The following is a 25,562-nucleotide window of genomic DNA, read 5'->3' as shown; positions in this document are numbered from 1 at the left end:
AAAAAATATTAATTAAAAATTTTAGGAGGTAATTATGGCAGCTGAATTCATGCATATAGGAATACCAATTACAAATTTAAAAGAAGGAATGACTTATAATGAAGATATGAAAATTTGGATGAGCAATCCAGATGATTATGATTTTAAAATAGAGTATTTAAAATTTGAAGCAGGAACTCCTTTCCCTGAAATAATGCATAAAAATCCTCATGTAGCTTATAAAGTTGATGATGCTGAACCATATATGGCAAAAGCTCAACAAGTAATATTTGGACCAGCTGAAATAGCTCCAAATGTAAGAATAGCTTTTATAATTTGGGATGATACAATAATAGAATTATATGAAGATAAAAATTAAAAAATAGGAGGATGTGATTTTATCACATAAGAAATATGGCAGATAAATTTGGAAATAAAATTGCAAAAGATTATGAAGTGGATACTCCTTTTGCAAATCAAGGAAGTTTTTTTGTAAAAGGAATGCAAAATATGGATTGGGGAATGAAAGCAAGATTCTCAAGAATTTTTAATCCAAAAACAGGAAAAACAGTTATGCTTGCCTTTGACCATGGATATATTATGGGTTCAACAGCAGGACTTGAAAGATTAGATTTAGCTATTCCACCATTAATGGAAGATGTTGATGTGTTAATGGGAACTCGTGGAGCAATAAGAACTTGTATTCCACCTACTTGTAAAAAAGGAATAGCTCTAAGAGCTAGTGCTGGAAGCTCTGTATTAGATGATGATATGAGTCATGAAGTAATAGGAGTAGATATAGAAGATGCTATAAGATTAGATGCCACTTGTTTGGCTGTACAAACTTTTATAGGAGCTCCAGGAGAAAAAACTTCTCTTGAGAATCTAGTGAGAACAGTTGATATGGGAAATAAATATGGAATCCCTGTGTTAGGTGTAGTAGCAGTTGGGAAAGATATGGAAAGAACTCCAAAATTCTTTAAGTTAGCTACTAGAATGTTAGCTGAATTAGGAGCTCATATTATAAAAACATATTATTGTGAGGACTTTGAAGAAGTAGTAGCAGCTTGTCCTGTTCCAATAGTTGTAGCTGGAGGAAAGAAAGTTCCTGAAAAAGAGGCTTTAGAATTGGCTTACAATGCAATAAGTAAAGGAGCAGTTGGAGTTGATATGGGAAGAAATATATTCCAAGCTGAATCTCCAAAAGCTATGGCTCAAGCAATAAGAAAAATAGTTCATGAAGGATATACAGTAGAAGAAGCTTATAAATTTTATGAAGAAAATAAATAAAGAAATAGAGTGGAAATTTTCCACTCTATTTTTCATTTAATATTTCTTTTGCAACATCACTTGTAATAATAAGATGAGTTATAATTCTTGAATTTAAAGCCCCAATAATTGCATTTTTATTAACTTTAGATGAAGCAATTCCTATAACTTTTTTTGTCTTTTTTAATAAATGTAAAGGAATTTCTACAGAAAAATCATTTTCTCCTTGAATAACTTTTCCTTTTTTATCAAAATAATAAGATAGGATTTTTCCAACAGCTCTTTTTTTAGAAAGAGCATCACCAAATCTTAAAGCTGTAGCTAAATCTGGAACAGACGGATGACTGTTAATGCCTACAATAGCTAAATCTAATTTATCCCAAACTGAAGAAATTTCTTTGTAGTTTTCAACAGATAAGAAAATTTCTTTTTCTTGATAAGAAGTTAAAAAAGCTGGAGAGAAAAGATAACTTGGTGTAAGACCTGTTTTTTCTCCAATAATACGAACCAATTCATTTGGGTGATATCCTTTAAAAGGAATATTAGTATTTCCAATAAGAGGAACAACTTTTCCTTTTAAATTTTTAATATTTTTTTCTTTTTTTTCTAAATTATCAGTAATTTCGCTAATAATATTTCCCCAACCAATACCTAAAAATTTAACATCCTCTAACTCTTTTGTAATGTATTCAATAGCTTTTTCAGCTATATAATTGTCAGTATTAACAGTGGGAGTTTGAGAAATTATATAGACATCATCAATATTAAATAATCTTTTCAATTCTTCAGCTAAATCATTACTATATGAATGAGGATAATTTATATTAATTGTAACAATTCCCATTTTAATAGCATCACTTAATAGTTTACTAACTAGAGGTCTAGAGATAGAAAAATCTTTAGCAATTTCATTTTGTGTCATATTATCAAGATAATATTTTTTAGCTACCTCAATTAGTCTATGTATTTTTTCATCATCATTGATCATAAAAAACTCCTAATTTAAAAAATTTTTAACTATACACATTATATAATATTTAACAAAATAAGAAAAGAAAAAATTATAGATTTTCAATGATAGTTCCTGAAATATCTATATCTAATTTTTTTATCTCCCATTTATTTTTTAGAAGTTTTATTTGTGAAGAAATTTCATCAATTAAATTATTATTTTTAGTGATTCCTAAAAGAGTTGGACCAGCTCCACTTATAACAACTCCCAAAACATTATTAGAATTACAAATTTTTATTATTTCGGAACTTTCATCAATTAATGGAAATCTATATTGTTGATGAAGTTTATCAAAAAGAGAAATTTTTATAAGATTTTCATCACCTAATTCCAAGGATTTTAATAAAACTCCTGTTCTAGAAATATTATAGACACCATCTTTAAAAGAAATTTCTTTTGGTAAAACATTTCTTGCTTTTTCTGTTGAAAGTTCAAAATCAGGAATGAAGACATAAAAATTAAGTTTATCACTTATATTATATTTTACTGTGTAAGGGATATTATTTTCAACTAAAGAAACTGTAAGACCACCAAAAAGAGCTGGAGCTATATTATCAGGATGCCCTTCAATACTATTGCAGATTTTAAAAATTTCTTCCATAGGAAGATTTTTTCCTGATAGGATACTTGCTCCTATAACTCCTCCAACAATGCAAGTAGCACTACTTCCAAGTCCTCTACACACAGGAACAGAACTTTCAATATTTATTTCTACATTCATAAGAGGAAGATTTAGATATTCAAAAGTCTTTTTAAAAGAGTAATAAACTAAATTATCTTCATTTTGATATTTTTTATCACAACCTGTTATTACTAAAGGTTTGTCAGAATTTTTAAAAGTAAAATATGAATATAATTTAAAAGCTAAACCTACTGAATCAAAACCTGGTCCTAAATTGGCAGTAGTAGCTGGAACTCTTACTCTGAACATAGCATCACCTCTATAGTTTTATCTATATTATTTTTCTCTATTATATTTTTATGTAATTCTTTTTTACTTTCTAAATCTTTTAGATTTTCAGGAATAGGAAATTTTGTTTTTTTGCTCAACTTTTTCATAATTTCAAATTCATTTAAAGAGATTTCTTCAAAAATACTTTCATATACAGATTTTGAAAATTTAAATGGACTAGCTGTAGATAGTAAAATATTTTTACAATTAAATTTATCTAATTTTTTAAATTTTTCCATAACAGAATATCCAACAGCTGTGTGAGTATCTAAAAGATAATTATAATTATTAAAAACTTTTTTTATAGTTTTTTTAGTTTCTTCTTCACCAGTATAATCAAAATAGAAATTTTCTTGTAATTTTTTTAACATTGAATCTGAAATTTCATATTGACCATTTTCTTTTAAATCTTTCATAATTTTTTCTATATATTTATCATCATTATTACTTAAATGAAATAATAGACGCTCTAAATTACTTGAAATTAAAATATCCATAGATGGAGAAAGAGTTTTAAAAAATTCCCTATTTTTATTATAAACTCCTGTGTTATAAAAATCAGTTAATACTTTATTACTATTAGAAGCACAAACTAATTTATTTATAGGTAATCCAAGAAGTTTAGCATAATATCCAGCAAGAATATCTCCAAAATTACCACTTGGAACTATAAAATTAACTTTTTCTCCAATAGAAATTTCATTCTTTTTAAGCAAATTAATATAAGAATAAAAATAGTAAATAATTTGTGGAACAAGTCTTCCTATATTAATTGAGTTTGCAGAAGAGAATGAATAATTTTTATTTTTAAGATAATTTTCTATATTTTTATCTGTAAATATATTTTTTATACCAGATTGAGCATCATCAAAATTTCCATTTATTCCATAAACATATGTATTATTTCCCTCTTGAGTTGTCATTTGTTTTTTTTGTACAGTACTAGTTCCATCATTTGGGAAAAATACAGCAATTTTTATATTTTCTATATTTTTAAATCCTTCAAGAGCAGCTTTTCCTGTATCTCCAGAAGTTGCAGTAAGAATTAAAAGTTTTTTGTCAATTTTATTTATTTTCATAGCTTCCACAGTAAGATGAGGAAGTAGAGAAAGAGCAACATCTTTAAAAGCACTTGTTGGACCATGAAAAAGCTCTAGAATATAATCTTGATTAACTTTAACTAAAGGTGTAACCTCCTCAGTAGAAAATTTATTATAAGCTAAATTTATAGAATTTTTTAAAGATGTTTCAGGAAAATCATATAATAATCTTTTTAAAATTTGAAAAGCAATATCTTTATATGATAAATCTTTTAAATTCTCAATTTCTTCTAAAGATAATTTCAAATTTTCTATATTTTCAAAAATAAATAATCCTCCATCTTTAGAAATGCCTTTTAAAATCCCAAGAGAAGGAGAGATAGATATATTTTTATTTCTAGTGCTTATACAATTCATAAAAACCTCCGATTTTTAATTTGTATATATGATACTATGTTTTTAAAATAAATACAAGTGTTTTTATTATAAAAATTTTATATATAAAAAAGCTGTTATAAATTATTTATTAATAATTATAACAGCTTAAATAAATTATACTATAGGTCTATTTAATTTTAAATATCTTTTAATCATTTCATGACGCATATACTTTCTATCTAATAACTTAACTTCTTTCCACATTAAATATCCAGCAACTATAGCTGTAGTACAATCTGCTATTGGGAAACTTACTAATACCCCTATTGCTCCAAATTTTAAGGGAAGGATATAAGCAAGTGGAATAGATAAGATGACAAGTCTTAAAAATATAAGTCTTGTTGTAATAAATCCTTTTCTAATTGCTTGGAAATATCCAGCACAGCATAGATAAATAGCAGTTCCAGTCATATACATTAAATGATATCTTATAGCTTGTGATGTATATTCAACAACTTCTAAATCATTTTTTATAAATATTTGAACTATTTTATCAGATAGAAGTACCACAATACCAACTAGAAAGATAGAAGAAATTCCAGAAATTATAAGAGATAATATAAAAGTATCTTTAACTCTTTTAAAATTTTTTGCTCCCCAATTAAAAGAAATAATAGGTTGCCTTCCTTGATTTAAACCACTATAACTTGTATTAATAAAGCTTCTAAGAATAGTCATTATACCTAAACTGATAAGAGCAATTTCTCCACCATATTTAAGTAGTTGAACATTTAACACAAGTATATAGGCTCCATATAAAAATTCGTTAGAGAATGATGAGAAACCTGTAGAAAACATTCTTTTAACAATAGAAAAATCCCAAGAAATATATTTATTTTTTAGTGTTAATATATCACTTTTATAAAAATGATGTAAAAGTAACATTGCTGGAACAAAGTTAGCAAAAGATGTAGCTAAAGCAGCTCCTTTCATTTCCCAACTAAATACCATAACAAATAGATAATCTAGTATAACATTAACAATTATAGAAGCAAAATTTATCATCATTGACATAATAGGATTTCCTTCACTTCTAACAAAGGCACAAAAAGACCAAAATGCCATTTGGAAAGTAACAGAAGGAAGAAAGAATAAACAATAGTCTTTTACATATCGAATATTAGAATCTGTTGCTCCTAAAAATCTAACTAATGGGTCTAAAAAAGAAAAACCTAAAATAGTATAAATTATTCCAACAACTCCAACAGTAAAAATACAAGCTCCTAAAGTTTTTCTAGCACCTTCAAGATTATCTTGTCCCAGTTGAATACTTACTAAAGAGGAACCACCAGCATTAAAAAACATTCCCAGAGCATCACCTAAAACAATTAAAGGATAAATTGTTGCAATAGAACCAATTCCAACTCTTCCCATTGCTTGACCAATAAAATATCTATCTGTTGTATTTAATAAGATAGAGGATAAGGCAACAATGGTACTAGGAACAGAAAATTTAATAAGCAAAGGTAAAAGTTTTGCATCTCTAAATTGAGAACGTTGGTCTTTATTCATAGGCCCTCCTTAGTTTCTTCTTTAATAAAATTTTATTAAAGAGAGTGAAAAGCCTCAAGAAAAAACTTGAGACTTTTCAAAAAATGTATATTTATTATTTTATAATACCATTAAACCACAAAAAAACTAAAAAAGCAATAGCTATAAAAAAAGAATTTTTTATTTAAAAAAAGGAATAAAAAAGAAAATAAATTTAATTATTTAAATTTTTTATAAAGAGATGGAGAAAATAATATAAGTATAGGGAAAATCTCTAATCTACCTAATAACATACTTAAAGATAAAACAATTTTATTAAAATCTGAAAAATGGGAAAAGTTTCCAGTTGGCCCAACTGCTTCAAGACCAGGTCCAATATTATTAAAAGTAGCAGCAACAGCACTAAATGCTTCTGTAAAAGTTTTTGTTTCAAATGAAACAGATAGAAGAATTAAAAAGAAAATAAAAATATATAAAATTAAATAAGTGCTTATACTATTGAATAAATCTTTAGATATAGGTTTACCATCTATTTTTATACTTAAAATTCTATTAGGAGTACTAATTTTCTTTAATTCATTAACACATGTTTTAAAAAGAACTACTATCCGAGAAACTTTTAAACCACCAGCTGTAGAGCCAGCACATCCTCCTATAAACATCAATAGAAGTAAGATAGTTTTTGAGAAAACTGGCCATTTATCAAAATCAGCAGTTGCAAAACCAGTAGTAGTTATAATTGATGATACAGTGAAGAAAACATCTCTAAATAATTTAGAAAAACTACTATAAGAAGATGAAATATTTATACAAATTAAAATAATAGATATAGAAACTATACCTAAGTAAAAACGTAATTCTTCATTTTTCATAACTTGTTTAAAATTTTTTAAAATTAAAGCATAAAAAAGATTGAAATTCATGCCACATAAAAGCATTCCAATTCCTAAGACATATTCTATATAAGGATTATTATAATAAGCAACACTTGTATTTTTTATACCAAATCCTCCAGTTCCAACAGTACCAAAAGCATGAACTACAGAATCAAATAAAGGCATTCCTCCTATAAAAAGAAAGAAAATTATTAATAAAGTTATAAAAATATAAATCATATATAAAATTCTTGAATTATAAGACATTTTTGCTACTAATTTTCCAAAAGTTGGACCAGGAACCTCAGCTTTCATTATGTGTAAAGATTGATTACTATTTTTAGGTAATATTGCTAAAGCTAAAACCAAAACTCCCATTCCACCTACAAGATGCGTGAAACTTCTCCAAAATAACAAAGATTTATCCAAAGCTTCTACATTAGTTAAAATACTAGCTCCTGTAGTTGTGAATCCACTTACAACTTCAAAAAAAGCATCAATATATGAAGGAATTTGTCTACTTATAAAAAATGGTAAAGCTGCAAATAAAGAAAGAGTAATCCACGAGAAAGAAACTATAAGAAGTCCTTCTTTTGCAAAAATTTTGGTATTTTCTGGAGTCTTTTTAGAAAGAAAAAATCCAATTATAAAAGATAAAAAAATGGTAATACCATGAGAAAATTTAACCAAATTACTTTCTTTATAAAAAAAACTTAAAAATAAAGGTATTAACATAAAACTAGCTTCTAGTTTTAAAATAGTCCCAATTATATATTTTATCATTTTAATATTCATAATATTTCACCACTATTTTAAAATTTTATTAACATCATTTAGATATTTTTCAGTTGTAATAATAATAATTCTATCTTCAGGTAAAATTATATCATCACCTTTAGGAAAAATAACAGAATTTTCTCTAATTATATAAAGAATCAAAAGATTTTCTTTAATATTTAATTCCTTTAGAGGAACATTAGTAATTAAACTTGTTTTAGGAACCTTAAATTCTATTGCTTCAACCTTATTTTCAGAAATTCTATATAAAGTTTCTATATTTTCTTCTTGAGAACTAATTAGAGACCTTACAATTTTAACAATATGGTCAGCAACTATTTTTTTAGGTGTTATAATTGATTGAAGTCCAACGATTTCTAAAACATTGAAAAGAGAAATACCATTTATTTTTGTAATAGTCTTTTTAATTCCAACTTTATTTGCATATAGAGAAAGAATAATGTTTTCTTCATCTATTCCTGTAAGAGAAATTAAAGCATCATAATTTCTAAAATTTTCCTCTTCTAATAATTCATTATCAGTTCCATCTCCATGAACAATAGTAGCATCCTCAAAAATTTCACTTAATACTCTAGCTTTTTTTGCATCATTTTCAATAACTTTAACATTGATTTTCTTTTCTAATAAAAGTTGTATTAAGTAGTGAGTTATTTTTCCACCACCTATAATCATAACAGATTTTATTTTTTCATCATTATTACCTAAAGATTTAGAAAATTCTTGAATATCATCTGGATATCCTGTTATATAAATTTTATCTCCAGCTTTTAAAATAAAATTCCCTGTTGGAATAAAAACTTCTTGTCCCCTTTCAACTATACAAACTAAAATATTATTAAAATGATTGTGTTTAAAATCTTTTAATTTTATACCATCAATATAACTTTCTTTTTGAACTAAAAACTCAACCATAGTAACTTTGTTTTTAGCAAAAGTTTCAACATTTAATGCATTAGGAAACTCTAAATTTTTAGAGATAAAAAATGCTGCCTCAGCTTCAGGATTTAAAAGTCTATCAATACCTAAAGATTCACTCATAAAATTCATTTGTGAAAAGTATAAAGGATTTCTAACACGAGCAATAGTATATTTGGCTCCTAATTTTTTTGCCATAATAGATGAAATAATATTTATTTCATCAGATTGAGTGACAGCAAGAAAAATATCTGCACTATCAACATAAGCTTCTTTTAAAGTATCACAGTCAGTTCCATTTCCTACAATTCCCATAATATCGTAGTATGATAAGACTTTATCCAAAATTTTAGAATCGGTTTCAATAAGAGTAATGTCATTTCCTTCATTGGAAAGGTCATTACACAATAATTCACCTACTTTTCCAGCCCCAACAATAATTATTTTCATTTTTAAACTCCCTATAGTTATATTTATATTTTAATCTGAATAAATTATATCAAAAAATATAAAAATAAACAATAAGATAAAAATAGTTATTTTTTAAACATAAAATAAACAGCTCCTATTAAACAAATGAAAGCATAAATATAATTTAGTTTGAACTCTTGTTTTAAATAAAGAACAGAAAAACCAGAGAATACTACTAAAGTAATAACTTCTTGTATAATTTTTAATTGAGCAACAGTAAAAAAATGAGAACCTATTCTGTTTGCTGGTATAGAAAAACAATATTCTAAAAAAGCAATTCCCCAACTTGTAATAATAGCATACCAAAGAGCACTATTTGTATTTTTTAAATGACCATACCAAGCAAAAGACATAAAAATATTAGAAATAAATAGAAGACCAATAGGTAAAAATTTCATAAATCCTCCTTTTGTGAATAAAAAAATTATAATAAAAAAGGGATGTTACAAATTTTTATTAGCAATTCTATAAAATGTAACAACCCCAAAATATTATTTAAAATTTAATTAAAAGAAAATTTCTTTTACAGCAGGTTTTGTAGAAGCAATAACTTTTCCTTTATTAAAATGATATAAAATTTCACTTTGATTATTTAAGGCATTATAGAAATTATCACTATTAATTATTAAGAAACTTGCTGGATTTCCTTCTTTAATTCCATAAGAATCTCCAAGGTTTAAAGTTTTAGCAGCGTTGTATGTAATTAATTTATAACTATTCATAATTTCTTCGTATCCCATCATTTGACAAACATGTAATCCCATATGAGCAACAGTCATCATATTTCCTGTTCCTAATGGATACCAAGGGTCAAAAATATCATCATGTCCAAAAGAAACATTATTTCCATTAGCTAATAACTCTTTTACTCTAGTAACTCCACGACGTTTTGGATAAGTATCAAATCTACCTTGTAGATGAGTATTAACAAGAGGATTACAAACAAAGTTTATATCACTCATTCCTAAAAGACGGAATAATTTACTACAATAAGCATTGTTATAACTATGCATAGCTGTAGTATGACTAGCTGTAACTTTATCTTTTAATCCAGTTTCTAAAGCTCTACAAGCTAAGACTTCTAAACCTTTAGATTGTTCATCATCAATTTCATCACAATGAACATCTACTAATTTATTATATTTTAAAGCTAGTTCAATACAATAATTTACACTTTCAACAGCATATTCACGAGTAAATTCAAAATGTGGAATAGCTCCGACACAATCAGCTCCCATTTTTACAGCATTTTCTAATAATTCCTTTCCATTAGGATAACTTAAAATTCCTTCTTGAGGGAAAGCAACTATTTGTATATTAACAATATCTTTTAATTCTTCTCTTAATTCAATCATTCCTTGCATAGCAATGAGAGTAGGGTCAGTAACATCTACATGAGTACGAATATGTTGAACTCCATTAGCTACTTGCATTTTTATAGCACGACGAGCTCTATCTTTAACATCTTCTTTACTTAATTTTTCTTTTCTTTTAGCCCAACATTCAATTCCTTCAAATAGAGTCCCTGACATATTCCATACAGGGTCTCCTGCAGTAAGACAAGTATCTAAATGAACATGACTTTCAATAAATGGAGGAAAAGCTGATTTTCCTTTACAATCTAAAACCTCTTCATTAGGTAAAGGAGATAGATTTTTACCTATTGTTTTAAAAATACCATTTTCTATTCTAATATCACTAGTTTCTTTACTATTTTCAATAAAAATATTTTTTATTAACATGCATATTCTCCTTTTAATTTTTTTTAGTTAAAATTTTATCTAAAATAATAAACACAATAGCAGCACTTATTAAAGAGTTTATAGGTTTTATTCCTACAGAAACAAAAATTCCTATAAAAGAACCAACAATAACTCCCATAATACCACTCATATTAAAATTAGGAATTTCTTTTTTAGAATATTCATTTTTATGTAAAAAGTAATGAAGAATAATAACAATTCCAACAGGAGGAATCATTCCACTTAAAAGACTTAAGAACCCAACAAAATTATAATATAACCAAATGGCTGTAAGAGTTCCAATAAATCCTCCAACTAAAACCATAGGTTTCATATTAATTTTTGTAATATTTGAAACACCAAGTCCAGCTGTATATAGAGCATTATTATTAGTAGTCCAAATATTTAAACCAAGAGTGATAGTAGCTGGAATAGCTAATCCTTGTAAAATTAAAATATCAAATATATCAGGAATTCCAGTAACAGCTCCTCCAACAGCTCCAAAAATCATCATAATTGAATTTCCAATAAAGAAAGCTATAACAGTAGCTATGATAGCTGTCTTAGAATCTTTAGCAAAACGAGTAAAGTTAGGAGTAGCAGTTCCGCCAGAAATAAAAGAACCAACTACAATAGCAATTCCTGTAGAAAGAGTTAAAGGATTAATTGGATTTTCTTTAAATACATTTATAAATCCTCCAACTTCTGATATTCCCCAATTAATAGAATAAATTCCCAAGATAGCAATTAAAGGAACAGCTATAGAACCAAGAATAGCTAAAGCTTTTATTCCTTTATATGCAGTTATAGTCATAATAATTCCTGTAATTAAAATTAAAATCCATACAGGAATTTTAGTAAGTCCAGATACAGGAATAGCAAACATAGCAACTCCAACACCGAACCAACCAATTTGTGTAAAACTAATTAAAGCTGATGGTAAATAAGAACCAATTTTTCCAAAAGAATAACGACCAAGAAGGTCTAAAGTTAAACCTGTTTTTTGTCCAATATAGGCAAGTAATCCACAATAAACTCCTAAAAAAGCGTTTCCCAAGGCCACTACAGTAAAGAAATTTTTTATATTCATTCCAATACCAAGATTTCCTCCAGCTGTCATACTAGGAGTAAAAAAAGTAAATCCTACAAGAACAACCATTGCAGCCCAAAGTCCTTGAGTTTTTTTCGACTTTGGTACTTCTGATAATGAGTATTCACTATCTTCAAATTTTTCCCTTTTAATGTTTGATGACATCATTTTCTCCTTTTATAAAAAATTTTATTAGCAAAATATTATAACAAAAAAATAGTAATATAACAAGAGCGTTTTATATTTAGAAAAAAATAAATTAACAAAAGATATTTTTCAATTTTCTGCGTCTAAATAATAAATAAAATTGATTTTTTTGAAAAGATAAGCTATATATATAATATAGAGGTATAAATAAAGAAAGGTGGTAGAATTTATGAAAAAAATAATACTTTATGATTGCTTTGGTAATTTTGTAAGAGAAATAGTATGTACAGAAGAAAAAATTATTAATGAAACTGCCTTAGGTTCTTCTTTTAAAGTAAATTCTAGATATGATTTTAATATAGATTTTACAATTTTTCTAAATAAGAAAAAAGAAGTAATTGAAAAAATAAAAAGAATATTAGAAGAAAAAGATGAAATTAATTTTATTGTAGAAGAAAAAGATGGACAAATATATATAAAGGCATTAATAAACCCAAATTTTCAAATAATAAAGCCTTAGACTAATCTAAGGCTTTTAATAAGTCAAAATATAAAGGAGAAAAGATGATAGAAAACAAAAAATATTTTCTGTTGGATATGGATGGAACATTATATCTAGGTAACCAATTAATAGAAGGAGCAAAAGAATTTTTAGAAAAGATAAAAGCAAGGGATAAAAAATATATTTTTATGACTAATAATTCTTCTAAAAATAGAGAAGCTTATGTTGAAAAGTTAAAAAAATTAGGGATAGATGCTGATGTAGAAGAAATTTTTGGGTCAACAGAAGCAACTATTATTTATTTAAATAAAATAAAAAAAGGAGCTAGAATATTTTTATTAGGAAATGAATTTTTAGAAGAAGCATTTATAAAATCTGGTTTTGAAATAGTTAAAGAAAGAGATAAAAAAGTAGATTTTGTAGTTTTAGGTTTTGATACAACATTAACTTATGATAAAATTTGGATAGCTTGTGACTATATTTTTGCTGGAGTTCCATATATAGCAACACATCCAGATTTTGTATGTCCTTTAGATGGAGGAAAATGTATGCCTGATACAGGTTCTATGATAGAGATGATAAAAGCAGTAACAGGAAAAATACCTTTAGTTATAGGGAAACCTAATAAATATATAATAGATGGAATTATTGAAAAATATAATATTTCAAAAGAAGAAACAGCAATTGTGGGTGATAGACTTTATACAGATATAAGAACAGGACTTGACAATGGAATAACATCAGTTTTAGTGATGAGTGGAGAAACAACTGAAGAAACTTTAAAAGAATCAATTTATAAACCAGATTATATATTTAATTCTGTAAAAGATATGATAGAACTTATCTAAGTTTATAAAAATTATATATCAACCTATAATAAAAGGAGATAAATTTATGATAAAAAAGTTAGCTGTTTTATCTATTATAGGATTACTATTTTCAAATTGCACTAATACTAAAATAAAAAAGTATGAGGGAATTTATACATTTGGACATGAAATAAGAATTTTTCAAGATAAAGATAGTGAAATAAATTATTGGTTGTATAGTGATGATGAAAAAGTAGAAATTTTAAATAATTACATGAAAGATTTAGTTGAAAAAGAAGAAGGTAATTATTCAGAAGTTGAATTAGAAATAGAGGGAATAGATGAAGGAAAAGCAACTAATGGATTTGCAGAATCAAATGACAAAAAAATGAAAGTAATTAAATATAAAATAATAAAAAAATAAAAAAGAAGAGATATTCTCTCTTCTTTTTTATTATAAAATTTTTGAGTTTAATATATTTATTATTTCTTTACAACGAATAATATCTGAAAAAACAATAATTTCAAAAGGGTTTTTAAATGAAATATTATTTTCAAGGATAGTTTTAGAATAATTAATGTTATTTTCAAAATATTCAATAAAAGAAAAATAAAAAATACCTATATTATTAATTTCTTTTCTCAGAATATTTTTAAAATTTTCAGATAAATTTTTTTCATATTTGTTTATATCTTTTTCTAAAGTTTCTATATGGTTTAAAAGAACTATTAAATTAGTTAAGTAAAATATTTTTTCTTCGGGATGTTTATATTTTTTTCCAAAAGGAAGAGTATTTTTACTATCTTCTTTTAAAAGAACTATATTTTTTTGAAGAATATTTTTTATATTTGCAAAATTAATTTCATTTAATGAGGTTTGAGGAAAATTAGAAATTTTTAAATCTTTAGGTAATTTTTCTAGAATAAAAGAACCACAATTTTTTAATTGAAAAAGAGCTAATTTATAACGGTCTTTATGAGGCATAAAAATCCAATTTATAAAATACGCTATAATAAATCCAGCTATACAATGCGATAATCTAAAATATAGATATTTTCCATTTCCAACATAACCAATAGCAATAATAAAAATAGAAACAATTAAAGTAATAGGAAGAGGAGCTATTTGCCATTTATAATTAATAGGAAGACTTATACATATAGCAATACAAGAAGAAATTATAATTAAAAGTGGAATAGGAAGTTGAAATTTTAAATAATGAAAAAACATAATTAATCCTATAACTAGTATTCCTTCAAGAATTTGAACTAAAATTCTTTTTCCTCCATATTTTAAAGAACCAACATATCCTCTATCTGTGTAAACTATAAGACTTGCTGTAACAGGGGCTGCTATACTAAATGGTTCATTTATTATCCAAGCAAAGCTAAAACCTAAAATAGAGCAAAGAAGAAATTTGATTAGAAGTTCTTTTTCACTTTTTGACATTTCAAAATAAATACTTTTTAAAAAATTCAAAATAGCTCCTCCTTATTATAATATTATTTAATAATATATTGTAACATAAAAAATTATTTTTATAAAAATATAAAAAATAATAGAGAGAAAATTATCAAATAGTATATTTATTTTTGAAAGAAATGTATATTTTTTAGAAGAAAATATAATATTACTTAATATTTTTATTTAAATTCCATATAAATATAAAAATATGATATAATAAAAATACAATAAAATAGTAAAGGAGGTTTAGGATGGAAGAATTAAAAATAGAACAATTAAAAAAAGAGATAATTGAAAATAATAATATAAATGCTATGGTTGAATTAGGAAAAATTTATTATAAAATAAATATGATTTCATTATCAGAAAAATATTTTGATATGGCTACTAAAAATAGTAGTGTCGAAGGACAATTAGAGTTAGGAAAATTATATTTAGATGATAAAAAGTTAAATTTAGCAGAAAAATATTTAAAAGAGTATGCAGATAAAGGAAATTCAGAATTTCAAAATTATTTAGGAACAGTCTATAAAAAACAATGTCAAATAGATTTGGCTATAAAATATTATAATCTTTCTATTGAACAAGGAAATAAAAAAGCTATTTTTAATTTAGGTTACTTATATTATAAAAATAATCAAGAGGATTTAGCAATAGAAACATGGAAAAAAATGTCAATAGAAGACGACCCAGATGTATGTTTATATTTAGCTATGATTTATCATAAAAAAGATGATTTTGGAAAATGTGAAGAATATTTGAAATTAGCTGGAGATAATTCAACAGCATATTATTTTTTAGGAGATTTATATAAAGAATATCATGATTATGAGTTGTCAGAAAAATATTTTATATTAGGAGCCGAAAAAGATGATATTGATTGTCAAAAAGAACTTCATAAACTCTATGAACAACGTAAGAATTTTGAATTATCGGAAAAATATTTAAAATTATTAATTGGAAATGTAGATTTTAAGTATATCTTTGAATTTGCAGAAAAATGTATGGAAAAAGAAGATTATATTAGAGCTATAAAATATTACAAGATTCTAGAAGACAAAGAGTTAGATTTTTATACTTGGTATAATAAAAAGGAAAAAATAAAATATAATTTATGTAAAGCTTATCTTAAAGTAAAAAATTATGAAGAAGCTGAAAAATATTTATCAATAGTAGAGGAAAATAATCTTTTTGAATATGCTTATGAAATAGCTAAGATTTATGAAGAAAATAATGAATTAAAGAAAGCTGAAAAATATTATCTTCTTGCTTTAGATTATGTTGATGATTTAGATGTTTATGAGGACCTTATTATGAAAAGAGAAATTTCTTTTTATTTAGGAAAAATTTATTTAAAGTTGAATGAAGATGAAAAAGCAGAAAAATATTTAAAAGTAGCAATAGAAGATAAAAATAATTTAGAAGCAAAGTATTTATTGGGAATAGTTTATGAAGAACAAAAGAATTTTGGCTTAGCTAAAAAATATTATTTAGAATCTGATACAAAAGAGGCTAAAATTAGATTAAATTTAATTGAAGAAAAGTTATTAAAAAATTTTTAAAATAATCGATATAGATATTTTTTATAAAAAGTTTATATTACATAAAAAACTAGACTAAATTTATAAAATATGATAGAATAAAGAGTATAATTTTGTAATGATTTAAAATTTAAAAAGGAGGATAGATAAATTTAATTTATCTAAAAAAAGATGTTAGAATTAAAAATTGATGTGTTTCAAACAATGGCTGTTACTGTTTTACTTATTTGGTTAGGAGATTTTTTAAGAAATAAATTTACAATATTAAAAAAATATTGTATTCCATCAGCAGTTGTTGGGGGACTTTTATTTTCAATATTGGCTTGTATCTTATATATTTCAAAAATTGCAATTTTTAAATTTGATAGTGGTACAGTGAATACTATTTTTTATTGTTTATTCTTTGCAGCTAGTGGAGCTGCTGCTGGTCTTGGACTTTTAAAAAAAGGAGGAAAATTAATTTTAATTTTCTCAATATTAGCAGCTGTTACAGCTTTTTTACAAAATGTAATTGCTGTTGGGTTAGGAAAAATAATGAATATTAGTCCTTTGATAGCTTTGATGACAGGTTCTATTCCAATGACAGGAGGACATGGAAATGCTGCTTCATTTGCTCCAATAGCTGAGAAAATGGGAGCTACAGGAGCTGTTGAGGTAGCTATAGCAGCTGCTACTTTTGGTTTAATTTCAGGTTGTATAGTAGGAGGACCTTTAGGAAATGCTATTGTTCAAAGGTATGGATTAAAAGGAAATTCTACAGCTGAAGAAATACAAGAGATGGAAAAAGCTAGTCAAAAACAATTTATAATGAATAAAGATAGAGCTTTAAAAGCAACAAGTTTAATGTTTTTAGCTTGTGGATTTGGTTCTTTATTATTTTTAATCTTAAAAAAATTATTACCAGGTGTAAGTTTACCAATTCATGTATTATGTATGTTAGGTGGATTAATAATAAGAAATGTTTATGACAAAGTAAAAGGTGAAGATGAGGCTCTGTATGAATCTATTGATACTTTAGGAGAAATTTCATTAGCAATGTTTGTTACAATGTCTATTATGACAATGAAATTATGGCAATTAGCTGACTTAGCTATTCCTATGATAATTTTATTAATTGGGCAAGTAGTGTTTATAGTTTTATTTGCTGGAATAATTTCTTTCAGATTACTTGGCAAAAACTATGATGGAGCTGTAATGGCTGTTGGTCATACAGGATTTGGTTTAGGAGCTGTACCAGTGGCTATGGCTACAATGAAAACTGTTTGTGATAAATATGGATATTCTAAAATAGCATTCTTTGTTGTTCCAGTAATTGGAGGATTAATTAGTAACTTTACAAACGCTGCTATAATTACATTCTTCTTAAATTTATTTAAGTAAAAGAATATTTTTATATGGAATTATAATTAAATAAGTTTTTTACATATAAAAAATAAAATTATAAATAAAAAAGCACAATAAATTTGTGCTTTTTTATTTATATGATCAATTTGTGCTCAATACTTTATTTCGATTTTTATAAATTCTTTAAATAAAACGAATTTAAAAATTGTGACAACTATTCCCACTCAATTGTTGCAGGTGGTTTAGAAGAAATATCATAAGTCAATCTATTGATTCCTTTAACTTCATTGATAATTCTATTAGAAACTTTTTCTAAGAATTCATAAGGTAATTTAGACCAAGTAGCAGTCATGAAATCTATAGTATTAGCTGATCTTAAAACTGCAGTATACTCATAAGTTCTAAAGTCCCCCATAACTCCAACAGATTTTACAGGTAATAAAACTACAAAAGCTTGGCTAACTTTGTTATAAAGGTCAGCTTTTCTAAGTTCTTCAATAAATATAGCATCAGCTTCTCTTAAGATATCAGCTTTTTCTTTAGAAACTTCTCCTAAGATTCTTATTCCAAGTCCTGGACCTGGGAATGGATGTCTATCAATCATATGGTCAGGAATTCCTAATTCTCTTCCGACTTGTCTAACTTCATCTTTAAATAATTCTCTTAATGGCTCTAATAGAGTGAATTTCATTTCTTTTGGTAATCCACCAACATTATGATGAGATTTTATAGTCATTGAAGGTCCTTTTACAGATTGAGACTCAATAACATCTGGATATATAGTTCCTTGTGCTAAGAATGTAACATCAGTAAGTTTAGAAGCTTCTTCATTAAATACTTCAATAAATTCTTTTCCAATTATTTTTCTCTTAGTTTCAGGGTCAGATACACCAGCTAATTTAGAAAGGAATCTTTCTTCAGCATCTACACATTTAATATTCATATGGAAATTTTCTCCATATACTTGCATAACAGTTTTAGCTTCATCTTTTCTTAAAAGTCCTGTATCAACAAAAATACAAGTTAATTGGTCTCCAATAGCTCTATGGATAAGAGTGGCAGCTACAGAAGAATCAACTCCTCCAGAAAGACCAAGTAAAACTTTTTTATCTCCAACTTTTTCTTTTATATTTTTTATAGTTTCTTCAATGTAGTTATTCATACTCCAATTTTTTTCACATTTAGCTACATTAAATACAAAATTTCTATAAATTTCTTTTCCATATTCAGAATGAGTAACTTCTGGATGGAATTGAACACAATAAATATTTTTCTCTTTGTTGTAGCAAGTAGCGATACAAGAATCAGTGTGAGCTATTTGAACAAATCCAGGAGCCATTTTAACAACATGGTCTTGGTGGCTCATCCATACTTGAGAATTATTAGGGATTCCTTCAAATAATGGATTTGTAGAATCATCAAGAACTAATATAGCTTTTCCAAATTCTTGCTTATCAGCAGCTTCAACTTTTCCTCCAAGTAAATGGTTTGTAAGTTGCATACCATAGCATACAGCAAGAACAGGAATACCTAAATCATAAAGAGCTTTATCTATCATATATGCATCTTCTAAATAAACAGAGGCAGGTCCACCAGAAAGAATAATTCCTTTAGGTTCTCTTTCTTTTATTTTTTCAAGAGGTTCATAATAAGGAACAATCTCAGCATAAACTCCCATCTCTCTAATTCTTCTTGCAATTAATTGGTTGTATTGAGAACCAAAATCAAGAATAACAATACTGTTTTTTTTCATTTTTCCTCCATAAAATTAAAAATATATGTAAAAAATTTTAATAACTAAAAATTAAATTATTTTTAGAATGGAAATTCGTCATCATCCATTTGACTAAATGACGGAGTTGGTTCTGATACAGTCTCATGTGAAGAATAATTGTCGTCAGCACCAGTTGAAGTTCCCTTTGCTTCTAAAAACTCTAAACTATTAACTAAAACATCATATGAAGTTCTTTTTTCTCCATTAACTTCATATCTATTCATTTGAAGAGAACCATTAATTCCTACTTTTCTACCTTTTCTTAAATATTCTCCAACAAGCTCTGCTGTTTTTCCAAAAGCCACACAGTTAATAAAATCAGCTTCTCCTTTAGAAAAAGGTCTGTCAACAGCTAAGGAAAATCTAGAATAAGCTTTTCCACTTTGTCCATATTTTAATTCGGGGTCTCTAGTTAATCTTCCAGTTAAAATTACTATGTTCATAATAAAAAACCTCCATCTTATCTTTATTAAATAATATATTTTTAATTATACCAAAAAAATACAGCCTTGACAAGAAAATAAAAAAGTCATTAAAGAAAAATATAAAATATATATAAGATTTTATGAAAAAAAATGGAAGATATGATATAATATTATGCGGAAATTTGTAGAAATATTTGGGAGGAAAAATGAAAAAAATAGTTTTATTAGATACTAGTGCAATTATGTATAGAGCTTTTTATGCAAATATGAATTTTAAAACAAAAGATGAACCAACAGGAGCTGTTTATGGTTTTACTAATACATTACTAAGTATTATAAAAGAATTTTCTCCTGACTATATATGTGCAGCACAAGATGTGAAAAGAGTTACATTAAAAAGAAGTGAGATATTTGAAGATTATAAAAAAAATAGAGAGGCAATTCCAGAAGATTTACTTGTTCAAATTCCTAGAATAGAAGAAGTATTAGATTGTTTTGGAATTAAAAGATTAAAAATAGATGGTTATGAAGCTGATGATGTTATGGGAACTATTGCTAAGAGATTTTCAAAAGAAAATTATGAAATATATATAATTACTGGTGATAAAGATTTAGCTCAATTAGTTGATGAAAATATAAATATTGCTCTTATGGGAAAAGGTGATGATGGAGGATTTAAAATTTTAAAAACTAATGAAGATGTAGTAGAGTTTTTAGGAGTAACTCCAGAAGTGATACCAGATTTATTTGGACTTATAGGAGATAAAAGTGATGGAATTCCAGGAGTTAGAAAAGTAGGAGAAAAAAAGGCTATTCCAATGCTTGAAAAATATCAAAATTTAGAGGGGATATATGAAAATATTTCTTCTTTAAGAGAAATTCCAGGAATAGGACCTGGACTTATAAAAAATATAGAAGAAGATAAAGAAATGGCTTTTTTAAGTAGAAAATTAGCTACTATTGATAAAAATATTCCACTTGACATAGAAATTTCACAAATATCTTATAATATAAACAGTAAAAAAACTTTAGAGCTTTTCAAAGCTTTAGGATTTAAAACTCTTATTAAAAGAATGAATTTAGAGGAAGCAGTAGAAAAAATAAAAGAGGAAAATAAAAATTCTCAATTAGGACTCTTTGAAAATATATCAGAGAAAGAAGAAATAAAAAAAGATGAAGAAATTTTTATAGTAGATAATGATGAAAAATTTGAAAAATTAAAAGAAAATTTAAAAACAGAAAAAGAAATTTTCTTTTATACAGAAAATGTAGGGATTTCTTTTTCAACTTCTAAGAAAGATTATTACTTACCTTTTGCTCATAATTTAAAATTAGGAGAAAAATTTCAAAATTATTCAAAAGAAAAAATTCAAGAAATTTTTAATATGGATAAAAAATTTGTAACTTATGGATTTAAGAATGTAATAAAAAATATAGGAAAAATTTCTACAAAAAATATGGAATTTGATATGATGTTGGGATACCATTTACAAACTGCTCAGACTAAAGAAGGGTTAGAGATGGTAGCTTCAAATGAAGGAATAGATATAAAAAATTATACTGAGATATTTGGAAAAGAAGAAAGAGCAAATACAAATATAGAAGAATATGGAAAATATTTATGTAAAATGTCAGCTCTTATTCAAGAAGTTTATCCTGATATGAAAGAAGATTTAGAAGAAAAAGGTTTAATGAAAAATCTTAAAGATACAGAAATTCCTTTAATAGAAGTTTTAGCTTCTATGGAGCAAGAAGGAATAACTATTGACCCTAAATATTTTCAAGATTATAGTATAGAGCTTACAGAATTAATTGAAAAATTAGAAAATAAAATATATGAAGAAGCTAGTGAAAAATTTAATATAAATTCTCCTAAACAATTATCAGAAATTTTATTTTTTAAGTTAAATATCACTCCTGTTAAAAAAACTAAAAGTGGTTATTCAACAGATGTAGAAGTTTTAGAAACATTGAAAGATAGAGGAGAAAAAATAGCAGAATATATATTAGAATATAGAAAATTCACAAAACTAAAATCAACATATGTAGATGCTCTATTAAAAGTAAGAGATGAAAATAATAAAATACATACTACTTTTAATCAAACAGGGACAGCTACAGGAAGATTATCTTCTTCTGACCCAAATTTACAAAATATTCCTGTAAAAACAGATGAGGGAATGAAAATAAGAGAGGGATTTATAGCAAAAGAAGGAAATAAGCTTTTAGGAATAGACTATTCTCAAATAGAATTAAGAGTTTTAGGAGAAATGTCTGGTGATGAAAATTTGATAGAAGCCTATGGAAGAAATGCAGACTTACATAGTTTAACAGCTAGGAAAATTTTTGATTTAAAAGAAGATGAAGAAGTAAGTAGAGAAGAAAGAATAATAGCTAAAACTATAAACTTTAGTGTTATTTATGGAAAAACTCCATTTGGACTTGCTTCAGAATTAAAAATAACTCAAGGTGAAGCAAAGGAATATATAGAAAAATATTTTAGTGAGTATCCTAAAGTTAAAGAGTTTGAAAAGGATATCATAGCAGAGGCTGAAAAAAAAGGATATGTAGAAACATATTTTAAAAGAAGAAGAATTATAGATGGAATTAATTCAAAAAATAAAAATATAAAAAATCAAGGGGAGAGAATGGCTGTTAATACAGTTATTCAAGGAACAGCAGCTGAAATTATAAAGAAAGCTATGATAAAAATTTATAATGAAATAAAAAATAAAGATGATATAAAAATGTTACTTCAAGTACATGATGAACTTATTTTTGAAATAAAAGAGGAAAAAGTAGATTATTATAGAGAGATAATAGAAAATATTATGAAAAATAGTGTAGATTTTAAAAAAGTACACTTAGAGGTAAATAGTGCTGAAGGTAAAAATTGGGCTGAAGCTAAATAGTTTTGAGGAAAGGAGAGTGAAATGTCTTATACTTCTCAAGTAAAAACAGAAATAATAAAGAAATCAATATACACAACCAAAGAAAAAATAGCAGAATTACGAGGAATATTAGATGTAAAAAATGCTATTCATCCTAATAAAATAGAATTTAAGTTAGAAAGTATAGAGTTAGCAAATAGAGTATATGGACTTTTAAAAGAAGTAACACAATTAAAATTAAGTGTAAAATATTCTATAAGTATGAATTTTGGCGAACATAGAGTTTATATAATCACTATTGAAAAACAAAATGGATATAGTGATTTTATAAAAATGTTAGAAGGATTTAGAGGAGAAAAAATAGAAGAAGATGAAGAAAGAGTAGCTGGTTTTGTAAGAGGATTATTTTTGTCAACTGGTTATGTTAAACCTCCAGAAAAAGAGTATGCTATGGACTTTTTTATAGATGATGAAGAGATGGCAGAAGAGCTATATAGAATATTATTAAATCTTGGAAAAAAAGTTTCAAAAACTAAAAAAAGAAATAAAAATTTAGTTTATTTAAGAAACTGTGAAGATATAATGGATGTATTAGTTATGATTGGGTCTATAAAAGAATTTTATAAATATGAAGAGATAACTATGATGAAAGATTTAAAAAATAAAACTATAAGAGAGATGAATTGGGAAGTAGCTAATGAAACTAAAGCCTTAAATACAGGACTTAAACAGATAAAAATGATAAATTATATAGGAAAAGTTATGGGAATAAATAAACTTTCATCTGTTTTGGAAGAAGTAGCTTTTTTAAGATTACAAAATCCTGAAAGTTCTTTACAGGAGCTTGCAGATATGATAGGAATATCAAAGTCAGGAATAAGAAATAGATTTAGAAGGATAGAAGAGATATATAATGAATTATTAGAGGAAAACAAGGGGAGAGATTTTGATGAAAATCATAATTGATATACAAAATACTAATGAAAGGTTAAAAAACAGCTATGTTGCTTTAGGAACTTTCGATGGAATTCATAGGGGACATAGAGTTCTGATAAATGGAGCAATAGAGAAAGCTAGAAAGAATAATGGAATATCTGTAGTTTACACTTTTTTAAATCATCCATTAGAAATTGTAGCTCCAGAAAGAGTTCCTAAAATAATAAATACTATAGATGAAAAATTGAAATTATTAGAAGAAATGGGTGTAGATTATGTTGTTCTCCAAACTTTTGATAAAGAATATGCTAAAACAACAAAAGAAGAATTTATAAATAAATTTTTAATAGAATATTTAGGAGCCAAGGAGATATTTGTAGGATTTAATTATACTTTTGCAGAAAGAGGGAGTGGAAATGTAGAGTATTTAAGAGAAATTTTACCTACAAAGGGAATTAAATTAAATGAAATTCCAGCTATAGATTATAAAGGAAAAGTTTTGAGTTCTACATTAATTAGAAAATTAATATTAGATGGAAAAATAGAAGAAGCAAATATATATCTAGGAAGACCATTTTTCATTTCTGGAGTTGTGGAACATGGAAAAAAATTAGGAAGAGTTCTAGGTTTTCCAACAGCAAATTTAAAAATAGTAAATAAAGTATATCCACCTTTTGGAATATTTGGAGGAACTGTTTTAATAGAAGGAGAGGAAAAAAAATATAATGCAGTTATAAATATTGGAAGAAATCCAACTTTAAAACCTGGTGAATTAAGTGTAGAAGTTCATATATTGGATTTTGATAGAGAAATATATGGGAAAAAAATAGATGTTAGTTTAGAAAAACATTTAAGAGAAGAAAAAAAATTTAACTCTATGGAAGAATTGAGACAAGGAATAAAAAATGATGTTGAAAACTGGAGAAAATTTTCAAATAGAAAATAAAAAAGAAATAGAATCAAATAAGGACATAGTTTTAAAGCTTGATAATTTTGAAGGCCCTCTTGAACTTTTACTATATCTAATTGAGAAGAAAAAAATGAAAATTTCTGAAATTAGGATAACTCAAATTATAGATGAGTATTTATCTATATTAGAGGAAAGTAAAAGAGATAATTTAGATATAAAAGTTGAATTTGTACTAATAGCAACTGAACTTTTAGAAATAAAAGCTTATTCTATATTAAGTTTTGAAAAAGAAAAAGAATCTGAAAAAGAATTAAAAAGAAGACTAGAGGAATATAAGATTTTTAAAGAAGTAACAAAAGATGTAGCTAAATTAGAAAATGAATTTAATATTAGCTATTCTAAAAAAGAGGGAAGAAAAATTACAAAGGTAGATTCTAAAGAATATAATTTAGATACTTTGACTTTAGATGATGTTTATGAAAGTTATAAAAAATATTTATCAAAACAAAATACAGAAATAATGCAAATAAAATATGAAAGAACCTATATTTTAGAAGATGAAATAGAAAAATTAAAAATTTTTGTTTATGATGGAATAAAAACATTGGGGGAAATATTTCAAAGAGCTGAAAATAAAATGCATCTTGTATATATTTTTTTGGCAATATTAGATACTTATAAAGAGGGAAGTATTGATATATTAAGAATAAATGAGGAAATATATATAAAAAGGATAGACTAATTTT

23 protein-coding genes are annotated in these 25,562 nt (G+C 25.6%); 11 read left to right on the top strand and 12 right to left on the bottom strand.

Annotated features, from left to right (window positions below; translation table 11 throughout):
* Positions 1-34 precede the first annotated feature (34 nt).
* Together HF862_RS02195 and lsrF are read left to right on the top strand one after the other, a co-directional pair.
* A complete protein-coding gene (locus tag HF862_RS02195; RefSeq protein ID WP_170186298.1) occupies positions 35-358 on the top strand; it encodes a hypothetical protein in 324 nt (107 codons plus the stop codon).
* A gap of 35 nt (positions 359-393) precedes the next feature.
* Positions 394-1,269, top strand: a complete 876-nt coding sequence (gene lsrF, locus HF862_RS02190) for a 3-hydroxy-5-phosphonooxypentane-2,4-dione thiolase (RefSeq protein ID WP_170186297.1) — start codon at positions 394-396, stop codon at positions 1,267-1,269.
* 25 nt (positions 1,270-1,294) lie between these two features.
* Here lsrF and HF862_RS02185 read toward each other — a convergent pair whose 3' ends face one another.
* The 9 genes from HF862_RS02185 to codB form a co-directional block, all read right to left on the bottom strand.
* Positions 1,295-2,236: a sugar-binding transcriptional regulator gene (locus HF862_RS02185; RefSeq protein ID WP_170186296.1), complete on the bottom strand. Its 942-nt coding sequence runs from the start codon at positions 2,234-2,236 to the stop codon at positions 1,295-1,297.
* A gap of 73 nt (positions 2,237-2,309) precedes the next feature.
* Positions 2,310-3,191, bottom strand: a complete 882-nt coding sequence (thrB, locus tag HF862_RS02180) for a homoserine kinase (protein ID WP_170186295.1) — start codon at positions 3,189-3,191, stop codon at positions 2,310-2,312.
* A complete protein-coding gene (gene thrC / locus HF862_RS02175) occupies positions 3,179-4,669 on the bottom strand; it encodes a threonine synthase (protein ID WP_170186294.1) in 1,491 nt (496 codons plus the stop codon). Before thrC ends, thrB begins: the two co-directional genes overlap by 13 nt.
* Before the next feature lie 135 nt (positions 4,670-4,804).
* The gene (locus HF862_RS02170) at positions 4,805-6,202 is read right to left on the bottom strand and encodes an MATE family efflux transporter (protein WP_170186293.1); all 1,398 of its coding nucleotides are present in this window, start codon (positions 6,200-6,202) and stop codon (positions 4,805-4,807) included.
* Positions 6,203-6,399: 197 nt separating this feature from the next.
* Complete coding sequence (locus HF862_RS02165) at positions 6,400-7,851, bottom strand: TrkH family potassium uptake protein (protein ID WP_170186292.1); 1,452 nt, start codon at positions 7,849-7,851, stop codon at positions 6,400-6,402.
* A gap of 12 nt (positions 7,852-7,863) precedes the next feature.
* Positions 7,864-9,219, bottom strand: a complete 1,356-nt coding sequence (gene trkA, locus HF862_RS02160; protein WP_170186291.1) for a Trk system potassium transporter TrkA — start codon at positions 9,217-9,219, stop codon at positions 7,864-7,866.
* 86 nt (positions 9,220-9,305) lie between these two features.
* Complete coding sequence (locus HF862_RS02155) at positions 9,306-9,638, bottom strand: DMT family protein (RefSeq protein ID WP_170186290.1); 333 nt, start codon at positions 9,636-9,638, stop codon at positions 9,306-9,308.
* 108 nt (positions 9,639-9,746) lie between these two features.
* Positions 9,747-10,982, bottom strand: coding sequence for a cytosine deaminase (gene codA / locus HF862_RS02150; RefSeq protein WP_170186289.1), 1,236 nt, complete (start codon positions 10,980-10,982; stop codon positions 9,747-9,749).
* 13 nt (positions 10,983-10,995) lie between these two features.
* Complete coding sequence (gene codB, locus HF862_RS02145; protein WP_240934759.1) at positions 10,996-12,237, bottom strand: cytosine permease; 1,242 nt, start codon at positions 12,235-12,237, stop codon at positions 10,996-10,998.
* A gap of 211 nt (positions 12,238-12,448) precedes the next feature.
* Between codB and HF862_RS02140 the strand changes: the two genes are divergently transcribed.
* The 3 genes from HF862_RS02140 to HF862_RS02130 are packed head-to-tail and all read left to right on the top strand — an operon-like array spanning position 12,449 to position 13,954.
* A complete protein-coding gene (locus HF862_RS02140) occupies positions 12,449-12,739 on the top strand; it encodes a hypothetical protein (RefSeq protein ID WP_170186287.1) in 291 nt (96 codons plus the stop codon).
* A 44-nt stretch (positions 12,740-12,783) separates the two neighbouring features.
* Positions 12,784-13,569 carry an HAD-IIA family hydrolase gene (locus HF862_RS02135; RefSeq protein WP_170186286.1) on the top strand — a complete coding sequence of 262 codons (786 nt, stop codon included), beginning with the start codon at positions 12,784-12,786 and terminating at the stop codon, positions 13,567-13,569.
* 46 nt (positions 13,570-13,615) lie between these two features.
* The gene (locus HF862_RS02130) at positions 13,616-13,954 is read left to right on the top strand and encodes a hypothetical protein (protein ID WP_170186285.1); all 339 of its coding nucleotides are present in this window, start codon (positions 13,616-13,618) and stop codon (positions 13,952-13,954) included.
* 30 nt (positions 13,955-13,984) lie between these two features.
* Here the strand turns inward: HF862_RS02130 and HF862_RS02125 are convergent, their stop codons facing one another.
* Positions 13,985-15,010: a hypothetical protein gene (locus tag HF862_RS02125; protein ID WP_170186284.1), complete on the bottom strand. Its 1,026-nt coding sequence runs from the start codon at positions 15,008-15,010 to the stop codon at positions 13,985-13,987.
* Between the two features lie 236 nt (positions 15,011-15,246).
* On the opposite strand from HF862_RS02125, the gene HF862_RS02120 reads away from it, so the two are divergent.
* Positions 15,247-16,557 (top strand): tetratricopeptide repeat protein, encoded by a 1,311-nt coding sequence (locus tag HF862_RS02120; protein WP_170186283.1) that lies wholly within the window; start codon positions 15,247-15,249, stop codon positions 16,555-16,557.
* A gap of 150 nt (positions 16,558-16,707) precedes the next feature.
* On the top strand, positions 16,708-17,916 hold the full coding sequence (locus HF862_RS02115) for a sodium/glutamate symporter (RefSeq protein WP_170186282.1): 1,209 nt from the start codon (positions 16,708-16,710) through the stop codon (positions 17,914-17,916).
* A 178-nt stretch (positions 17,917-18,094) separates the two neighbouring features.
* Here HF862_RS02115 and guaA read toward each other — a convergent pair whose 3' ends face one another.
* A complete protein-coding gene (gene guaA, locus HF862_RS02110) occupies positions 18,095-19,633 on the bottom strand; it encodes a glutamine-hydrolyzing GMP synthase (RefSeq protein WP_170186281.1) in 1,539 nt (512 codons plus the stop codon).
* A 62-nt stretch (positions 19,634-19,695) separates the two neighbouring features.
* Entirely contained in the window at positions 19,696-20,097 is a 402-nt protein-coding gene (locus tag HF862_RS02105) for a single-stranded DNA-binding protein (RefSeq protein ID WP_170186280.1), read from the bottom strand.
* A gap of 188 nt (positions 20,098-20,285) precedes the next feature.
* Between HF862_RS02105 and polA the strand changes: the two genes are divergently transcribed.
* From polA to HF862_RS02085, 4 genes are read left to right on the top strand one after another with little or no spacing between them, the layout of a single operon-like run.
* Positions 20,286-22,991 (top strand): DNA polymerase I, encoded by a 2,706-nt coding sequence (gene polA / locus HF862_RS02100; RefSeq protein WP_170186279.1) that lies wholly within the window; start codon positions 20,286-20,288, stop codon positions 22,989-22,991.
* Between the two features lie 21 nt (positions 22,992-23,012).
* Positions 23,013-23,936 (top strand): DNA-binding protein WhiA, encoded by a 924-nt coding sequence (whiA, locus tag HF862_RS02095; RefSeq protein WP_170186278.1) that lies wholly within the window; start codon positions 23,013-23,015, stop codon positions 23,934-23,936.
* Entirely contained in the window at positions 23,920-24,852 is a 933-nt protein-coding gene (locus HF862_RS02090) for a bifunctional riboflavin kinase/FAD synthetase (protein WP_170186277.1), read from the top strand. Before whiA ends, HF862_RS02090 begins: the two co-directional genes overlap by 17 nt.
* Positions 24,812-25,558, top strand: coding sequence for a ScpA family protein (locus HF862_RS02085; protein WP_240934758.1), 747 nt, complete (start codon positions 24,812-24,814; stop codon positions 25,556-25,558). Before HF862_RS02090 ends, HF862_RS02085 begins: the two co-directional genes overlap by 41 nt.
* Positions 25,559-25,562 lie beyond the last annotated feature (4 nt).

It is taken from the genome of Fusobacterium sp. FSA-380-WT-3A (assembly GCF_012843705.1).
In the GTDB taxonomy this organism is placed as follows: Bacteria; Fusobacteriota; Fusobacteriia; order Fusobacteriales; family Fusobacteriaceae; genus Fusobacterium_B.
The sequence above is the reverse complement of the archived record's forward strand: the minus strand, read 5'-3'. Positions and strand labels throughout refer to the sequence as shown.